17 protein-coding genes and 1 pseudogene are annotated in these 16,260 nt (G+C 56.7%); 7 read left to right on the top strand and 11 right to left on the bottom strand.

Annotated elements, in window-relative coordinates; genetic code table 11:
* Nucleotides 1–15: 15 nt before the first annotated feature.
* From Q1J88_RS04330 to Q1J88_RS04320, 3 genes are all read right to left on the bottom strand, one after another.
* Nucleotides 16–411: a MarR family transcriptional regulator gene (locus tag Q1J88_RS04330; protein ID WP_301116323.1), complete on the bottom strand. Its 396-nt coding sequence runs from the start codon at nucleotides 409–411 to the stop codon at nucleotides 16–18.
* Between the two features lie 68 nt (nucleotides 412–479).
* On the bottom strand, nucleotides 480–860 hold the full coding sequence (locus Q1J88_RS04325) for a multidrug efflux SMR transporter (protein ID WP_301116322.1): 381 nt from the start codon (nucleotides 858–860) through the stop codon (nucleotides 480–482).
* A gap of 46 nt (nucleotides 861–906) precedes the next feature.
* On the bottom strand, nucleotides 907–1,227 hold the full coding sequence (locus tag Q1J88_RS04320; protein WP_301116321.1) for a multidrug efflux SMR transporter: 321 nt from the start codon (nucleotides 1,225–1,227) through the stop codon (nucleotides 907–909).
* 319 nt (nucleotides 1,228–1,546) lie between these two features.
* Between Q1J88_RS04320 and Q1J88_RS04315 the strand changes: the two genes are divergently transcribed.
* Together Q1J88_RS04315 and Q1J88_RS04310 are read left to right on the top strand one after the other, a co-directional pair.
* On the top strand, nucleotides 1,547–2,047 hold the full coding sequence (locus tag Q1J88_RS04315) for an Rrf2 family transcriptional regulator (RefSeq protein WP_301116320.1): 501 nt from the start codon (nucleotides 1,547–1,549) through the stop codon (nucleotides 2,045–2,047).
* Nucleotides 2,048–2,084: 37 nt separating this feature from the next.
* Complete coding sequence (locus tag Q1J88_RS04310; RefSeq protein ID WP_301116319.1) at nucleotides 2,085–2,549, top strand: carboxymuconolactone decarboxylase family protein; 465 nt, start codon at nucleotides 2,085–2,087, stop codon at nucleotides 2,547–2,549.
* 24 nt (nucleotides 2,550–2,573) lie between these two features.
* Here Q1J88_RS04310 and Q1J88_RS04305 read toward each other — a convergent pair whose 3' ends face one another.
* On the bottom strand, nucleotides 2,574–4,223 hold the full coding sequence (locus tag Q1J88_RS04305) for a thiamine pyrophosphate-binding protein (RefSeq protein WP_301116318.1): 1,650 nt from the start codon (nucleotides 4,221–4,223) through the stop codon (nucleotides 2,574–2,576).
* 103 nt (nucleotides 4,224–4,326) lie between these two features.
* On the opposite strand from Q1J88_RS04305, the gene Q1J88_RS04300 reads away from it, so the two are divergent.
* A complete protein-coding gene (locus Q1J88_RS04300) occupies nucleotides 4,327–6,438 on the top strand; it encodes a BCCT family transporter (protein ID WP_301116317.1) in 2,112 nt (703 codons plus the stop codon).
* 280 nt (nucleotides 6,439–6,718) lie between these two features.
* Complete coding sequence (htpG, locus tag Q1J88_RS04295) at nucleotides 6,719–8,626, top strand: molecular chaperone HtpG (protein WP_301116316.1); 1,908 nt, start codon at nucleotides 6,719–6,721, stop codon at nucleotides 8,624–8,626.
* 5 nt (nucleotides 8,627–8,631) lie between these two features.
* On the opposite strand, the gene ampD is transcribed toward htpG, so the two are convergent.
* The 3 genes from ampD to ccsA are packed head-to-tail and all read right to left on the bottom strand — an operon-like array spanning nucleotide 8,632 to nucleotide 10,326.
* The gene (gene ampD, locus Q1J88_RS04290; RefSeq protein ID WP_301116315.1) at nucleotides 8,632–9,219 is read right to left on the bottom strand and encodes a 1,6-anhydro-N-acetylmuramyl-L-alanine amidase AmpD; all 588 of its coding nucleotides are present in this window, start codon (nucleotides 9,217–9,219) and stop codon (nucleotides 8,632–8,634) included.
* A complete protein-coding gene (locus Q1J88_RS04285; protein ID WP_301116314.1) occupies nucleotides 9,216–9,479 on the bottom strand; it encodes a PP0621 family protein in 264 nt (87 codons plus the stop codon). Before Q1J88_RS04285 ends, ampD begins: the two co-directional genes overlap by 4 nt.
* Before the next feature lies 1 nt (nucleotide 9,480).
* Nucleotides 9,481–10,326 carry a cytochrome c biogenesis protein CcsA gene (gene ccsA / locus Q1J88_RS04280; protein WP_301116313.1) on the bottom strand — a complete coding sequence of 282 codons (846 nt, stop codon included), beginning with the start codon at nucleotides 10,324–10,326 and terminating at the stop codon, nucleotides 9,481–9,483.
* 123 nt (nucleotides 10,327–10,449) lie between these two features.
* On the opposite strand from ccsA, the gene ffh reads away from it, so the two are divergent.
* Nucleotides 10,450–11,877: a signal recognition particle protein gene (ffh, locus tag Q1J88_RS04275; RefSeq protein ID WP_301116312.1), complete on the top strand. Its 1,428-nt coding sequence runs from the start codon at nucleotides 10,450–10,452 to the stop codon at nucleotides 11,875–11,877.
* 32 nt (nucleotides 11,878–11,909) lie between these two features.
* Here the strand turns inward: ffh and thiS are convergent, their stop codons facing one another.
* From thiS to Q1J88_RS04260, 3 genes are read right to left on the bottom strand one after another with little or no spacing between them, the layout of a single operon-like run.
* Entirely contained in the window at nucleotides 11,910–12,110 is a 201-nt protein-coding gene (gene thiS, locus Q1J88_RS04270; RefSeq protein WP_301116310.1) for a sulfur carrier protein ThiS, read from the bottom strand.
* Between the two features lie 46 nt (nucleotides 12,111–12,156).
* The gene (gene trmB / locus Q1J88_RS04265; RefSeq protein WP_301116380.1) at nucleotides 12,157–12,900 is read right to left on the bottom strand and encodes a tRNA (guanosine(46)-N7)-methyltransferase TrmB; all 744 of its coding nucleotides are present in this window, start codon (nucleotides 12,898–12,900) and stop codon (nucleotides 12,157–12,159) included.
* 20 nt (nucleotides 12,901–12,920) lie between these two features.
* Nucleotides 12,921–13,943 (bottom strand): LLM class flavin-dependent oxidoreductase, encoded by a 1,023-nt coding sequence (locus Q1J88_RS04260; RefSeq protein WP_366902367.1) that lies wholly within the window; start codon nucleotides 13,941–13,943, stop codon nucleotides 12,921–12,923.
* A 164-nt stretch (nucleotides 13,944–14,107) separates the two neighbouring features.
* On the opposite strand from Q1J88_RS04260, the gene Q1J88_RS04255 reads away from it, so the two are divergent.
* A complete protein-coding gene (locus Q1J88_RS04255) occupies nucleotides 14,108–15,049 on the top strand; it encodes an aldo/keto reductase (protein WP_301116308.1) in 942 nt (313 codons plus the stop codon).
* Between the two features lie 151 nt (nucleotides 15,050–15,200).
* Here the strand turns inward: Q1J88_RS04255 and Q1J88_RS04250 are convergent, their stop codons facing one another.
* Entirely contained in the window at nucleotides 15,201–15,881 is a 681-nt protein-coding gene (locus Q1J88_RS04250) for a DNA-binding response regulator (RefSeq protein WP_301116307.1), read from the bottom strand.
* Nucleotides 15,882–15,942: 61 nt separating this feature from the next.
* On the opposite strand from Q1J88_RS04250, the pseudogene Q1J88_RS04245 reads away from it, so the two are divergent.
* A pseudogene (locus Q1J88_RS04245) lies at nucleotides 15,943–16,260 on the top strand (sensor histidine kinase); the annotation flags it as partial.

The following is a 16,260-nucleotide window of genomic DNA, read 5'->3' as shown; positions in this document are numbered from 1 at the left end:
TGAAGTTAGGGCGGTTTACTTCGCAGTCAGGAATTTCTCTGCGCCATGCTCCTTCAATGCGGCTTCCAAGGCTTTCTCGTAGTTCGGCCTCGCGCTTTCCAAGCGAGCGCGTCCCGCGTCGGTAAGCACCGTATACACACCGCGTTTGTCGTCCGGGCAGACGTCACGCACAGTCAGGCCGCCGCGTTCCAGGCGTTCGACCATGCGCGACACTGAGCTTTGATTCAGACGCAGATGAGCTGCCAGGTCTTGCATGCGCAGTTCGGAATCGGGAGATCGCGAAAGAATCTCAAGGGCGCGGTATTCTGATAGTCCCAGCCCTTGATGTGCTTGCAGCACCTTGCCCAGGGCGGCTTCGACGTTGGATACGGTTTGGATCAACTTCAGCCATGCGTCGCTTCTTTTGGACATAGCCCGCAAACACCTCTATCAGACATTGAAGAAGTGATTCTCGCATATGTATGCCCATACAAGTGAATTCAAGTCTGTAGCTTGGCGCTGTCGGCCAACTTGAGCCATACGACTCCGACAATTATCACTGCCAGCCAGAATGCCTGGGCGAGGGTGAGGGGCTGATTCAGAAGGACGCTGCCCAGAGTCGCCGCGCCAACCGCGCCGATACCCGCCCATACGGCGTACCCGATGCCCACATCGATGGTTTTGAGGGCGACGCTCAGGGCAAATAGGGTAAGCAGGAAAAAGATGGCTGCCGATATAGACCAACCGGGCACTGTAAAGGCCTGACTGCCGCCAACGCTCAGGGCATAGCCGATTTCGAAGGCACCGGCCAGAAGAAGCATGGTCCAGCTTCGCCCGTTTTGGCCACGGCGCGAGAGGGTGGTTGTATGAATTGCCGACATAAGTAGCTCCTTGATTGGGAGGGAGTGTTTGAAAGCTATGCGGGGTTTACGCGGCCCCGCTAAGCCGCAGGCCCACGACACCGCCAATGACCAGGGCGATCCCGAAGAACTTTCCCCAGTTCAGCCGCTGGCCAAAAAACAGGGCGCCCAGAATGACAATTCCTACACCTGCCACAGAGGTCCATATGGCGTACCCCACGCCGACATCGAAGGTAAGCATCGCGAGACTGAGAAAGTAAGTGGCGATGGCGCCGGCAATAAGGGTGCTGGTGGTCCAGCCAATTCGGGTGAATCCAGCCGCTTTGCCGGCAGAGATCGCCACCAGAATTTCGAAGATCACGGCCATACCCAGATAAAGCCAATGCATGATGAAGTCCTTTGAAAAGTGCCCGGGAGGTCTGGCGTCGTCTGAAAACGACCCCTGGCCGGTGGAGCGGATTTGCTGTGAATGACGGCACGCTTGCGACGGAATCTTTCCCGCCATTTATTTGCATGTACATGCATCTTAATGGAGGGTTTTTTGGGCTGTCAATATTTTTCTGCGCCGGCTGCACATGGATGCCGACTCTCTGATCCGTTACGTGTCTTGGCGGAAGTCGTACCGGCGTGCACTAAAAAACTCTTGACGTGCCACTCAACGCATCCTTAAAATTCACGGATAAAATTTATCCACGATAGGAGAAAAGGTGAAACTTGGTGACGGAGTAGAACAGGCGATTCATAGCGTCACCATGATGGCGGGGCTGTCCGATGGGGGTGTGCTCTCCGCCGCGGCGCTGGCAGAGTTTCACGGGGTGTCGCCCAGTTATTTGCTCAAGCATCTGCAAGCCTTGTCTGGCGCGGGGATTGTCGCGACCGTTCCAGGCCCGAAGGGTGGCTATCGCCTGGCGCGTCCGCCGTCAGAAATATCCTTGCTCGATATCGTGCTTGCGGTCGAAGGACCAGCCCCGGCATTTCGCTGCAATGAACTGCGCCGTCGTGGTCCCGACCCTTTGCCGTCTCGGATGTTTTCGAGACCATGCTCCATCAACGCTGCCATGTTGCGCGCTGAACAGGCGTATCGCGACGAGCTCAAGCGAGTAAGCATTGCCGACATTCTGTCTGACGTCAGCGCCATGGACGACGGATCAATCGAAAGAAGAAGTTGTGCGTTTCTCGAGCTTCACGAACGCAAACCGGGCCGATGAAGCCTGCAGTTTTCATTACCAAGCAAGGAGCAACACCATGCAAGAACGACTGGATTTCGCGAAAGCAGCGCCGGATGCCTACAAGGCGGTCTACGAACTCGAGCGGTATATACGCGAAGAGTCCGGCCTGGATCCCCGCCTTCTTCATTTGATCCGGCTACGCGCGTCGCAGATCAATGGCTGCGCGTACTGCGTTGACATGCACGTCAAAGAGTCACGTCGTGACGGGCTTAGCGAGCAGTGGATCAACATGATGAGCGTTTGGCAGGAATCGCCTATCTACGACGACCGCGAGCGCGCGGTACTGGGATGGACAGAAGCGCTGACCAACGTCGCGCAGACCCGAGCGCCCGATGCGGATTACGAGCGGCTGCGTGAATTTTTTGATGATGCCGAAATGACCAAGATCACCGTGGTGATCGGGGCAATCAATGTGTGGAATCGCCTGTGCGTGGGCTTCCGCAGAATGCATCCGGTGGATGCACCCGCAGAAGTGAGTTAAGACGTTGTTGGCCAGCTGCGGTAATTATGGCCGGGCAACAGCTGTACCGCCGTAGACCGACGCCGGGTCAATCTTGACGTCTATCACCAAGGGTCGCTTGCGATCCCGGTCGTTCACGGCAGCCATGGCTTTCTGTAGTTCCTCTTTGCTCGTTACCGTCGTGCCCTGGCAGCCAAATGCCTCGGCAATGCGCGCAAAGTCTCTGGAAGGGAGCAAGGAGATGTCCGGATCCATATTGTGCATGGTCAGGGCAATATGCTCGGCGCCGTAGCTGCTGTCATTCGCCACTACGATTACCAGGTCCAATTGTTCGGCCACGGCGGTAGCCAGCTCGCTTAATCCGCCAAGCATGAAACCGCCGTCGCCGGTAACGAACACTGTAGGACGGCCGGCGGCAGCGACCGCGGCGCCCATGGCTGTTGCCGCACCTAGCCCAATGGACGAGAAGCCATTGCAATCTACATATGACCGAGGATTCGGCACCGAAAGTACATCCCAGAAGGCGAACATGAATCGACCGGAATCGGAAACATAGACGCGGTCCTTTGGCAGGGCCTCGTCCACCGCGAAGGCGAGCTCATAAAGGTCGACAGTGCCAGGGGGAGTCGAATGCACGAGCTTCTGTTTCGCTTTCTCGCGATAGTTCTCCAGTTCTTGTTGCAGGTCGTCGTTGCGCGCGCCCGAACCAGGAATTTCGGCTTCGTCAAGCCACTTGACCATGGCATCGGCCGTCAGGCCGGGATCCCCCACCATGCCTACCGTCACGGGTGTGCAGCGTCCGAGTTCGCTGGGCAGCGGATTGATCTGAATGATGCGCTTGCCACGAGTCAGGCCACGCTCACCGGATGTGTACTTGTTGAGGCTGGCGCCAAATACGATCAGGCAATCGCTGCGACCAATGACATCAAGTGCCACTTCGTTGGCGATAGTGCCCGAAATGCCCAGGTGGAAGGGGTCTTCGTTGAACAAGCCTTTGCCGCGCGCCGAGGTGGCGACTGGTGCCTCGATTCGGCGGGCGAAGCGCAAGACCGCTTCCTCGGCATCCGCATCACAGACTCCGCGGCCGGCAAGAACGACCGGCAGGCGTGACGAGGCGATGATACCGATTGCGTCGTCCATGTCGGTACTGCTTGGAATGGCGCTGCGGGTTTCAGGCAGGCGCAAATAAGGCTTCTCGTATTCGACTTCGAGCCACTGAAATTCAACCGGCATGTTGAATACGATGGGGCGACGTTCTGTATGTGCGCGATAGAACGCGCGGGACAAGTCTTCGGCTATGGTGTTTGGACTGCGCAGCGGCTCGAAGCCCGCGCCGGTCGCTGCAACCAGCTGAGCCTGGTTAATGTTCTGGGCGTGTTCGCGATCGGCCACAGGAGTATCACCAGCCAGCAGTACCATGGGTGTACCGGCCTTGGTGCCTTCTATGAGGGCGGTGACGACGTTCGCAAGCCCTGGTCCATGGGTGACGGCAGCCACACCAATCTTGCCTGTAACGCGTGCCCAACCCTGAGCCATCAAGACTGCGCTGTTTTCATGAACTGCCGCGATGTATCTTCCTTTGCAGTCACGGCGGAAGCTGTCAATGACATAAACACATCCGTCTCCCAGCACTCCGAACATCTCGGTACAGCCCAGATCGGACAAACCTCGGGCAATGGCTTCATGGACTTTCACGACTCACCTCGGATTATTGATATTGCAAAAAATCAGCAGTATTGCCGCCACCCCTTATACTTTCAAACACTGCGTTGACCAATCTTAGTCAGAGAGGAGACACATGGCTTCAGAACAAAAGAAAGCGAACTGGAAATCAACGCTGTTGATGCCCGTATTTATGCCTGCTGTCGCACTCATATTAATACTAGTAGCCCTGACAGTCGCAAACCCGGATCAGGCAGGAGAGATATTTTCAAGTTCGCTCGCGTATGTCACGCGCAATTTTGGATGGTTCTACATGCTGTCCGTTGCGATATTTCTGGTCTTTATCGTGTTGGTGGCGACCAGTAAGTGGGGCAATATCAAGCTGGGGCCCGATCACGCCGAGCCTCAATATAGCTTTCTGTCCTGGTTTGCCATGCTGTTCTCTGCTGGCTACGGGATTGCGCTGCTGTTTTTCGGTGTGGCGGAGCCGGTATTGCATTACGCCATGCCACCCCAAGGCGCGGCCGAAACGATCGACGCAGCGAAGCAGGCCATGCAGATAACCTTCTTTCATTGGGGGTTCCACATTTGGGCGATATACGGGCTGGTGGGGCTGGTGCTGGCCTATTTTGCCTTTCGCCATGGCTTACCGCTGTCAATGCGGTCTGCACTTTTTCCGTTAATAGGAAAACGCATCCACGGACCTGTCGGGCATACGGTCGACGTGGTGGCTATCCTGGGAACCATGTTCGGTGTCGCCACGTCGCTGGGTCTGTCGGTCATGCAAATCAATACGGGGTTGAATTACCTCTGGCCGTCTATTCCCATTAACAATACCGTTCAGGTTATAGCGATCGCCGCCATCACAGGAATCGCGCTTTTCTCGGTAGTGGCGGGGCTGGATAAAGGAGTCAAGAACCTTTCTCTTTTGAATATGGTCCTGGCAACAGCGCTGATGATGTTTGTTTTTGTATTGGGCCCCACGCTTTTCATCCTGGAAACTTTCCTGGAGAACACGGGCGCTTATCTGAACAACATTATCGAACGTACATTCAATCTGCAGGCGTATTCGCGCAGCGACTGGATAGGGAACTGGACCCTGTTCATCTTTGGGTGGACGATTGCCTGGTCCCCCTTTGTCGGGTTGTTTATCGCGAAAATCAGCCGTGGCCGCACGATTCGGCAGTTCGTGTTTGGTGTAATGCTGGTGCCAACTACGTTTACCTTTTTTTGGTTTTCCGTATTCGGTGAGACGGCGCTGTTTGCCATCATGAACGAAGGTTATGTCTCACTTATCGCTGACGTGCAGGATAACAATGCAATAGCGCTGTTCAAATTGCTCGAACGTCTGCCATTGACGGCCATTGTCTCGTTTGTCACGGTAATTTTGATCGTCACATTTTTTGTGACGTCGTCCGACTCAGCGTCGCTTGTTATCGACTCCCTGGCGGCGGGGGGCATTGCCAATACACCGGCCATTCAGCGTGCCTTCTGGGCAACCGCCGAAGGCGTGGTTGCGGCGGTGCTGCTGCTTGCCGGAGGCCTTCACGCGCTTCAGAGCATGACAATAGTCAGCGCCTTGCCATTCTCCGTTATCTTGCTGGTGGCGGCTGTTGGGATGTGGCGGGCCCTGGCTATCGAAACTCACCGCGATAAGAGTCTTGAGCAGCAGAGACAGCAACGGCCCGCTGCCAGCTCGTCCACCGCCTGGAAGAAGCGTCTGGCGGGCATTGTGGATTACCCGGATCAGAACCAGGTGCAGTCGTATATTACTGAAGACGTATTGTCAGCCATGAAGCGATTGGCCCAGGGCCTCGACGAGCAGGGATGGCCGGCGAAAGTTACGGTTGAGAGCGATCCGTGTCGCGCGTACCTGGAAGTCGAAGTACACAAGACCGATCAACTCGATTTCTTATACGAGGTGCGACTGCGCGCCTACGAAATGCCCGTATTTGCATCCCCGAGTTCGGACGCGCCCGAGGCTGCTGAGCGAACCAGCGGTTCCGCCGCCAGTTCCGAAGAAACGGCTTCGCACTACTATCGAGCCGAAGTATTCTTGCAACGTGGTGGGGTCGACCAGGATGTGTACGGCTACACACAACAAGAACTGATCGCCGACATTCTCGACCATTTTGAAAGGTATCTGAATTTCTTGCAGATCTCTCCAGGTGTGCTGCCCTGGAAGATGGCGGAGCACGACGACATGCTGCAAGAGAAAGCAAATGACACGGCGACAGCAAATTCTTGACTCGATGCTTAGGCGCTTCGCGCTCGCAAGCCCGTCGTAACGGTACGAACGGGGTGTTGCCTGCAGGCAGAACTGGAGTCGAATTGAAGAATATCACCTACGCTGTGAAAGCGGCCGGAAGCAGGGTTGTTCGCATGTCGAACAGCTCTTGAAATTCGCCTGTCCGCCCCTATCTGTTGTCCAGCCATTTTTTCGCGTCCGCTTTTTGCGGCGCGGTTGCCAGGAAGCGATCGCACCGGCCCGGCGGGCTGAATTCTTGAATTTTTTTGTCGAGTAAACCATGAGTCAAGCAGAAACCTCCACTACCTCTTCCGAAACCCTGGGTTTCCAAGCCGAAGTCAAGCAGCTTCTGCACTTGATGATTCACTCGCTGTACAGCAACAAAGAGATATTCTTGCGAGAGCTGGTGTCCAACGCGTCCGACGCTTGCGACAAGCTGCGCTTCGAAGCCATTGACAAGCCGGAACTGTTGCAGGGTGATGCCGATTTGCGCGTGCAGGTGGAGTACGACTCCGACGCACGCACTATTACGATTTCGGATAATGGAATCGGCTTGTCACGCGATGAGGCGGTTGCCAACCTGGGCACTATCGCGCGGTCTGGAACCAAAGAGTTTTTCTCACAGCTGACGGGCGACAAGCAAAAGGATGCCCACCTTATTGGCCAGTTCGGCGTCGGCTTTTATTCTTCGTTTATTGTGGCAGACAAGGTTACGGTACGCAGCCGTCGTGCCGGCCTGGATGCTGATCAGGGTGTGCAGTGGGAATCCGACGGTCAGGGTGAATTCACCGTTGCGCAAATCAATAAGCCTGGTCGTGGAACCTCCATTACCCTGCATCTGCGCGAGGGTGAAGACGATTTCTTAAGCGGCTGGAAACTTCGCGAAGTGCTGCGCCGATACTCCGACCACATCTCGCTGCCAGTGCAGATGCGCAAGGAAGAATGGGACAGCGAGAAATCCGAGCAAGTCAAGAAGGACGAGTGGGAAACGGTCAACCAGGCCAGCGCATTATGGACGCGCTCTAAGTCCGATATTACGGATGAGCAGTACAAGGAGTTCTACAAGCATATTGCCCACGATTTCGACGACCCTCTGGCCTGGACGCATAACCGGGTCGAGGGGCGCAGCGAATACACGCAGTTGCTTTATCTTCCCAAGCGTGCCCCGTTCGACCTGTGGGACCGCGAAGGCCGCCGCGGCGTCAAGCTGTACGTCAAGCGTGTCTTCATCATGGACGACGCCGAGCAACTGTTGCCCAACTATTTGCGCTTCGTTCGGGGAGTCATCGATTCTGCGGATTTGCCGCTTAACGTGTCGCGCGAAATCCTTCAGGAAAGCCGCGATGTAAAAGCTATTCGCGAAGGTTCGGCAAAACGGGTTCTCTCGCTTATCGAAGACCTGGCCGAAAATAAGCCCGAAGAGTTCGCCCAGTTCTGGGAACAGTTTGGTCAGGTGCTGAAAGAAGGTACCGGCGAAGACCCTGCCAACCGCGAACGAATCGCCAAGTTGCTGCGCTTTGCCTCGACGCATAACGACAGCTCGGTCCAGTCAGTCTCGCTGTCTGATTATGTCAGCCGGATGAAAGAAGGGCAGGACGCCATCTACTACATCACTGCCGAATCGTACGCTGCTGCAGCCAACAGCCCTCAGCTGGAGATCTTCCGCAAGAAGGGACTCGAAGTATTGTTGATGTCCGATCGCGTCGACGAGTGGATGCTTTCCTTCCTTGATGAGTACGACGGCAAGAAGCTGGTTTCTGTTGCCAAGGGCGGCCTCGATCTTGATAAGCTGGCTGACGAAGAAGAGAAAAAGCAGCAGTCCGAACTGGCCGAATCGATGAAGCCTTTGGTCGAGCGCCTGCAGAAGTCTCTTGGTGAAAAAGTGAAGGAAGTGCGGGTTACGGCTCGCCTGGTGGATTCACCTGCCTGCGTTGTGGTTGATGCCCACGAGCTCAGCCCCTATTTGCGCCGTATGTTGAAGGCGGCCGGACAACAAACCCCCGAGAGCAAGCCCATTCTCGAGATCAACCCTGAGCACGCCTTGGTGGCCCGGATCAATGAAGCCAAGGATGAGGCCTTCGACGAGTGGGCGCAGTTGCTGCTGGATCAGGCTCTGCTTGCTGAAGGTGCCCAGCTGGAAGACGCGGCCGGATTCGTCAAACGCCTGAACAAGCTGTTGCTAAGCTGATGGTGTCAGGCTGAAGGCGGCATCTGCCGCCTGAGCCAGCCGCTTTCCCTTCCGTAGCGATTCCAGTCGAAGGACCGTCCGGGGTCAGTCTTGCGCCCGGGAGCGATATGCTCGTGGCCCCGTACCGCTCGCAAGGGGTATTGACTTTTCAGTGCCAGGGTCAGCCTTTTCAGCGTGGCGTACTGTTCGTCGGTATACGGCTGTGTGTCGGTGCCTTCCAGCTCAATCCCAATGGAAAAATCGTTGCAGCGCGGCCGACCTTCAAACTGCGATACGCCAGCATGCCAGGCGCGGTGGTCAGTGGATACAAACTGCACGAGGCCGCCATCGCGGCGGATCAGAAAGTGAGCCGACACGTGCAGCCCACGCAACTGTTCCAGCCAAGGGTGTGAGGTGTAATCCAGCCTGTCCAGGAACAGGTCGATAATTTCCGGCCCGCCAAAGATTCCAGGCGGCAGGCTGATATTGTGGATGACCAGCAGATAGGGTTGGGTGTCAGTGGGGCGCTCATCGCAATGGGGCGACGGCTCGAGCCTTACACCGGGCCTGATCTTGAGCCAGCCATGTCGATCAAGGACCAACGGGCTATTCACTGACGCTGCCCCAATTTGGCGTGCTCGCTGCTGCACCAGGTCTCGCCGTTGATCAACAAGGCTTCCGAGCGCGGCATGTGTATGCCGCAGTGGGCACAACGTACCATTGCTTCGGGTTCATCGACCGGCGGCGGTGGTGCTTTACGGGGTAAGGAACCGGCGCGGGGCGTTTCATTGTTGACACGAGCGCTTCGCGCCAGGAGACGAGCCACCAGCAAGGCACCCACGATGACGATGGCCCACAGAAGCAGTTTTCCCACTTTATCCTCGGTTCAAAATGACATCGATAACGAACCTGCTTCCGCTGTATGAAAGCAGCATGAAAGCAAAGCCGACCAGCGTCCATCGCAAGGCCTTGCGTCCACGCCAGCCGCTCAAATGGCGGCCAGTCAGCAATACGGCAAAGGTCGCCCACGAAAGTAAAGTGAATATGGTCTTGTGATCAAGCGGAAACAGGGTGCCCGCCAGTTGTAGCGAGACAATGGCGCCGGTGATGACAGTAAGGGTCAATACAGAAAAGCTGATCCAGATCAGATGGAACAGCAAGTGCTCTTGTACAAGAAGAGGAGGCATGGCGTCGAGCGCCCGGGCAAGCAGGTTGCGTTGACCGGCTTGTTCAACGGGGCGGTGCAGGTAACGGTCAAGCGCAGCCATCAGCATCGCCTGCAACGCTGCGACGGTGGTCAGTCCGTATGCTGTAAGTGCGATCAGCAAGTGGATACGCAGCCATTCGTTAGCAGCGTTACTGACGACATGCCCCTGATGGAATACAGCGGCCCCGGCCGAGATAATTGCGGCAGCAGGGAGTAAAATTAGCAGCAGGCCGTCGATGCGGGTTACCAGACTTTCGAGCCAGAAAACGATCATGCCCAGCCACATTGCGGCCGACAGGGCCAGCGCCCAACCCAAATACAGATGGCTGGCGCTATGCAGAATGGCCATATACAGCCCCACGCCGTGTAGTGCGATAGCTCCCAGCAGGCAGGCGCGACGCACCGCGCCCGCGCTCGTTTGCGGGTTTCCGCTTTTAAGAGGCTGCCACAATGAAATCGCCAAAAGGCCATAGGCCAACGCTGCGAGTGAGTGAAATACAATGCCTGCAGACATAGATCGGGTCAGTTCCCACGAGGGTGTTGAGGCATAATGCCTGATAGCCCCTGTATTTTAATGTTTGGCGGTAGCTGTCTTGTATTCAGCTATCCGACCAGCTAGTTTAAGCGATAGAGTGCCATGCTAGAAAACCTGACACAGCGTTTGTCCCGGGTCGTTAAAACGATACGCGGAGAAGCTCGCCTTACCGAAGCCAACACGCAGGAAATGCTGCGCGAAGTCCGGATGGCCCTGCTTGAAGCCGACGTGGCCCTTCCGGTGGTGCGCGATTTCATCGCACGGGTAAAGGAAAAGGCACTTGGACAAGACGTCGCCGGCAGTCTAAACCCCGGCCAGGCCCTGGTGGGCGTGGTTCACAAAGAACTGACCGCCCTTATGGGCGGCGATCTGGGCGCTGATGCCGGTGAACTCTCGCTGGCGGTTCAGCCGCCTGCCGTGATCCTGATGGCCGGCTTGCAGGGGGCGGGTAAAACCACCACGACGGGTAAGCTGGCCAAATGGCTCGCCGAGGGTGGCCATGTGCAAAATGGGCGCAAGTCCGGCAAAAAGAAAGTGCTGGTGGTCAGTGCCGACGTATATCGTCCGGCGGCTATCGAACAATTGAAAACCGTAGCGGCGCAGGCTAAGGTCGATTTTCTTCCCACCGACCCCTCGCAGAAGCCCGAAGCCATCGCTGTCAATGCGCTGGATCATGCCAAGCGTCACCATTACGACGTGCTGATCGTGGATACGGCCGGCCGCCTGGGTGTTGACGAAGAAATGATGCGCGAGATTCGCGCGCTGCACGATCTGCTGCGTCCGATCGAAACGCTTTTCGTAGTCGACGCCATGCAGGGTCAGGATGCCGTCAACACAGCCAAGGCGTTCGGTGAAGCGCTACCACTTACCGGCGTTGTGCTTACCAAGCTTGACGGCGACGCACGTGGGGGGGCGGCGCTATCGGTACGGCATGTCACAGGCAAACCCCTGAAGTTCGTGGGTGTGTCCGAAAAGCTTGACGGCCTCGAGCCCTTCCACCCAGAGCGGATGGCCCAGCGCGTGCTGGGCATGGGCGACATTGTTTCGTTGGTCGAGCAGGCTCAAAAGAATATCGATATTGCCGAAGCCCAGAAACTGGCCACCAAGATCAAATCCGGCAACCGCTTCGATCTGAACGACTTCCGTGATCAACTGCAGCAAGTCAAGAAAATGGGCGACATGAGCTCCATGCTCGAAAAATTGCCGGCCCAGTTCGCCCAGGCAGCTTCACAGATTCAGGGTGGTCAGGCAGAAAAGCAGTTGCGGCGCACCGAGGGCATTCTTAACTCAATGACGCCTGCAGAACGCGCCAAACCGGAAATCCTCAAGGCTTCACGCAAGCGCCGCATTGCGGCGGGCGCCGGTGTGCCGGTTCAGGAAGTGAACCGTCTGCTGTCGCAGTTCGAGCAAATGCAGGGGATGATGAAGCAAATGAAGAAGGGCGGTATGGCCAAGATGATGCGCGCCATGGGTGGCCTGAAAGGACTCGGAGGCGGCGGCTTCGGCGGCTTTGGCGGTTTTCGCAAGTAAAACCGGGTGCCTCGCCCCAGCTGGGGCGGGGCTTAACCGCCGCCCACGGCGACAACGATCTCTACCACGTCGTTGCTGTTCAGCAGCGTGTCAGCGTGCTGGCTCTTTGGGACGATATCGCCATTGCGTTCTACCGCAATGCGTTTGCCTTCAAAACCCAGACTACGTATCAAGTCGGCCACACTGCGGTCGTGGCCCAGCGCATGTGGCTTGCCGTTCAGAGTTATGTTCATGAAGCTCTCCGGAAATCAACGGCCTTGCGGCTTAACAGAATTCATATCAGGGCTTTCGCGTAAAGATCAAGTCCCACACGCCGTGCCCCAGGCGCAAGCCGCGGTTTTCGAACTTGGTAAGGGGGCGAAAAGCCGGCCGTGGCGCGAAGCCCTCGCAGGTGTTGGCCAATAGTGGCTCGGCGCTTAGCACTTCGAGCATCTGGTGGGCATAGTGTTCCCAGTCTGTGGCGCAGTGGATGTAGCCGCCAGGTTTAAGACGGCTGGCCAGCAACTGCACAAAGGGCGGTTGTATCAGCCGCCTTTTGTGATGGCGCTTTTTGGGCCATGGGTCGGGAAAGTAAATGTGCACCCCGGCCAGTGAGTCGGGGGCGATCATGTCACGCACGACCTCGACGGCGTCATGCTGAATGATGCGCAGATTTTGCAGCTGTGAGTCTTCGATGCGCTGAAGCATCGCTCCCACCCCCGCGTTGAAAACCTCGACACCCAGGAAGTTATCCTCGGGTCGCGCCAAGGCAATCTTCTCGGTTGTCTCGCCCATCCCGAAGCCAATTTCCAGCACCGTCGGTGCATCGCGACCGAACACTTGCTCGAAATCGATGGGCGACGCGCGAAATGGGACAGACCACTGTGGCAGCAGCCGGTCGAGCGCGTCTTGTTGACGTGCGGTGATATGACTGCGACGGTGGACGAAGCTGCGGATATGACCGAATTCAGGGTGCGCTTGCGGGGTCTCACTTTGCGACTGCGCGCCAGGCTGATTCTCGGTGTGTGGTGGTGTCGAATTCATAGTTTGAATTGTAGCCATTCTTAGCGCCAGCCAAGTGCCGGTGCGACGTGAGTAAGAATGGCTTCCATAATGTGAGCGTTGTAGTCGGGGCCAAGCTGGCTGGGTATGGTAAGCAGCAGCGTGTCAGCTTCGGCAATAGCCTCATCCTGTTTAAGCTGTTCAACCAGTACATCGGGTTCAGCGGCATAACTGCGTCCAAAGACCGCGCGTGTATTTGCATCGATATAGCCCACCTGGTCTTCGCTTTGGCCCGAGCGTCCAAAGTAAGCCCGGTCTTGCTCGTTAACCAGTGCGAAGATGCTGCGGCTGACGGACACCCGTGGTTCGCGCGCGTGGCCTGCTTCTTTCCAAGCCTGTTTGTAGGCGCGAATTTGTGCGGCCTGTTGAATGTGGAAGGGTTCCCCGGTTTCATCGTTCTTGAGGGTTGAGCTTTGCAGGTTCATGCCCAGCTTGGCCGCCCAGACGGCGGTCGCGTTGGAGCCTGCGCCCCACCAGATCCGGTCGCGCAAACCTTCCGATAGGGGCTCAAGCCGCAATAAGCCTGGAGGATTGGGAAACATCGGATTGGGGTTCGGTTCGGCGAATCCTTCGCCCTTGAGCAAATCAAGGAATATCTCTGCGTGCATCCGGCCCATATCGGCATCAGTCTGGCCCTGCGCCGGTTGGAAACCAAAGTACCGCCATCCGTCGATGACCTGTTCGGGAGAGCCCCGGCTGATACCCAACTGCAGTCGCTGCCCTGCGATATAGTCTGCTGCACTGGCATTCTCGACCATGTACAGAGGGTTCTCGTAACGCATGTCAATGACACCGGTGCCGATCTCGATACGTTTTGTGCGCGCCCCAATCGCGGCCAGCAGCGGGAACGGAGAAGCAAGCTGTCGTGCGAAGTGGTGCACCCGAAAATACGCACCGTCCATCCCGAGCTCTTCTGCAGCAACGGCGATGTCAATCGATTGCAAGAGGGAATCGGCTGCTGTGCGTGCCTGAGAATGTGGCGAAGGCGTCCAATGGCCAAAGGAAAGGAATCCGAGTTTCTTCATGGGGTAAGGGGTAATGAGTTGCACGACGGCTGTATCGGTAAGCCACTTGTACACATTCTAGCCTTCAAGCAGCAGTCGGAACGGTCGGACGCTTCTATGGTAGTTTGTATGTATCCGGCGGCCATGAGCTGGCTTGTGCGGGACTGTTGACTATAGGAATTACCATGCAAAAACGTGAACTGGGCCGTTCCGGCATTTCCATTGCACCGCTCGTTTTTGGCGGGAACGTATTCGGCTGGACCGCCGACGAAGAAACCTCCTTCACTCTGCTCGATCGCTTTGTCGATGCGGGTTTCAACGCCATTGATACCGCCGATATATATTCTGCGTGGGGGCCGGGGCTAAGTGGTGGTGAATCTGAAACGGTAATCGGCAACTGGCTGGCCCGTCGTGGCCGCCGGGACGATATCGTTCTTATGACCAAGGTAGGGATGTGGGAAGCCCGCAAGGGTCTGTCAGCCAAAAACATACAGACAGCGGTCGAAGATTCGCTGAAGCGCTTGCGTACCGACTACCTCGATGTCTACTTTGCCCACATCGACGACGAAGACGTGCCTCTGGCTGAAACCCTGGATGCTTTCTCGAAGTTGATACAGGCAGGCAAAGTACGCACCATCGGCGCATCCAACTACTCGGCAGCTCGGCTTCGCGAAGCGTTGGCCGTCTCAAAAGACAATGGCCTTCCACGCTACGAGGTAATGCAGCCCTTGTACAGCTTGTACGACCGGGCCGCTTTCGAAGACGAGCTGGCAGACCTGGCGATACAACAGCAACTCGGAGCCGTCGGTTATTTCTCCCTGGCCAGCGGCTTTCTTACCGGAAAGTATAAGAGCCTGGAAGACCTTGAAGGCACGGCCAGGGCCGGCATGCTGACCAAATACTTTGATGATCGAGGGCAAGGAATTTTGCAGGTCTTGCTGGAGGTTTCTGAAGAACTGGCAGCCAAGCCCTCTCAGGTGGCCCTGGCCTGGTTGCAGTCGCGCCCGGGGCTGACCGCGCCCATCGCAAGTGCCACCAGCGTGGCGCAACTGGATGAAATCATGGGATCAGCGCAACTGTCTCTGCCCGAGCAGGCGCTTGCGCGTCTGGACGCTGCGAGCAAGTAGAACAAACCGGCGCTACCAGAATGATTCCGCAATAGCATATTTTTGCTACACCCCAGCCATTTCGTCGATCCGAAATCGCGTTTCGTCGAAAACATCTTGGACTGCACTGCTCTTCTCGGCACACTGCGGTGCAAGAGTGCAACCGGGTGTTTCAGCTTAAGGCGCGCCGCAATCGGATCGACGCCGTGCGTCCCAGAAGTATCGGCTGAACTCCATTGGTGAAAAACACCTCTACCTGAGATCCAGGACGGTGAACCAGATGCGAAATATGCTCCAAGTTGATGATCATCGACCGGGAAACAGAATGAAATGGAGGCGAGGAAAGTTGCTCGGCCAGCCTCTTGAGCGTCGTATGCATGAGCTCGCCCGGGTTTTCTGCGCTACAAAGCAGGACGTAGTCTCCTTGGGCCAGTGCAACAGTCAGATCGCTTACCCTGATTACCCGCGTTCCCGATTTGCTGCGTGTCGAAAGATAGCCGCCGTTCTGAGGTTTGAGCCTGGCCAGGGTTTGTGCCAGCCGTTCGGGATTGACCGGCTTCAGAAGGTAATCGACGGCTTCGATATCAAAGGCCTGGGTTGCATAGTCGCTGTGCGCGGTGACAAACACAACGCTGGGAGTGTGATCAATTTGTTGCAGAAGATCGAACCCGGTCTCGTGCGCAAGCATTACGTCCAGGAAGAGGACGTCGGGCTGGTGGTCGCGGATCAACCGTCGAGCCTGTTCGAGCGTGGCCGCTTCACCTTCGATCCGGACACTGGCAGTGGCGTCGAGCAATCGACGCAAATAGCGCCGTGCCGGGGCCTCGTCGTCAACAATTACCGCACGCAGCATGGTTTTCGTTTGTGTTGTGGTTGTGGCGGATGAGCGTCTCCGGGCCGATTTTACTACTGACATGAACATACGTCCGATCACTCTCGAAAATAACTCGTCCGAGACATCTGGTGTATTTTGGCGTGCCCAGGTTGTGGTGTGGCTGTTACTGGCGCTCGTGGGCTTCTGCATCCGGTTCATCATTTTTGGAAATGCACTGGCCGCGTTCTGGCTGACGATTGTGCTCGAGCCGCTGGCGTTTGTGCTGACCAGTGCAGCTGCGCTCGCTCATGGACGCTACGGGAAAAACACAGCGCTTATCCCCACCTTGGCGTTTGCAACCCTGTTGTGTTTGCTGGCATCGGCCCTATTGCCGGCCATTGGTTATGTCATACACGGC

The organism is Pusillimonas sp. (assembly GCF_029263785.1).
Classification (GTDB): Bacteria; Pseudomonadota; Gammaproteobacteria; order Burkholderiales; family Burkholderiaceae_B; genus Pusillimonas.
The sequence above is the reverse complement of the archived record's forward strand: the minus strand, read 5'-3'. Positions and strand labels throughout refer to the sequence as shown.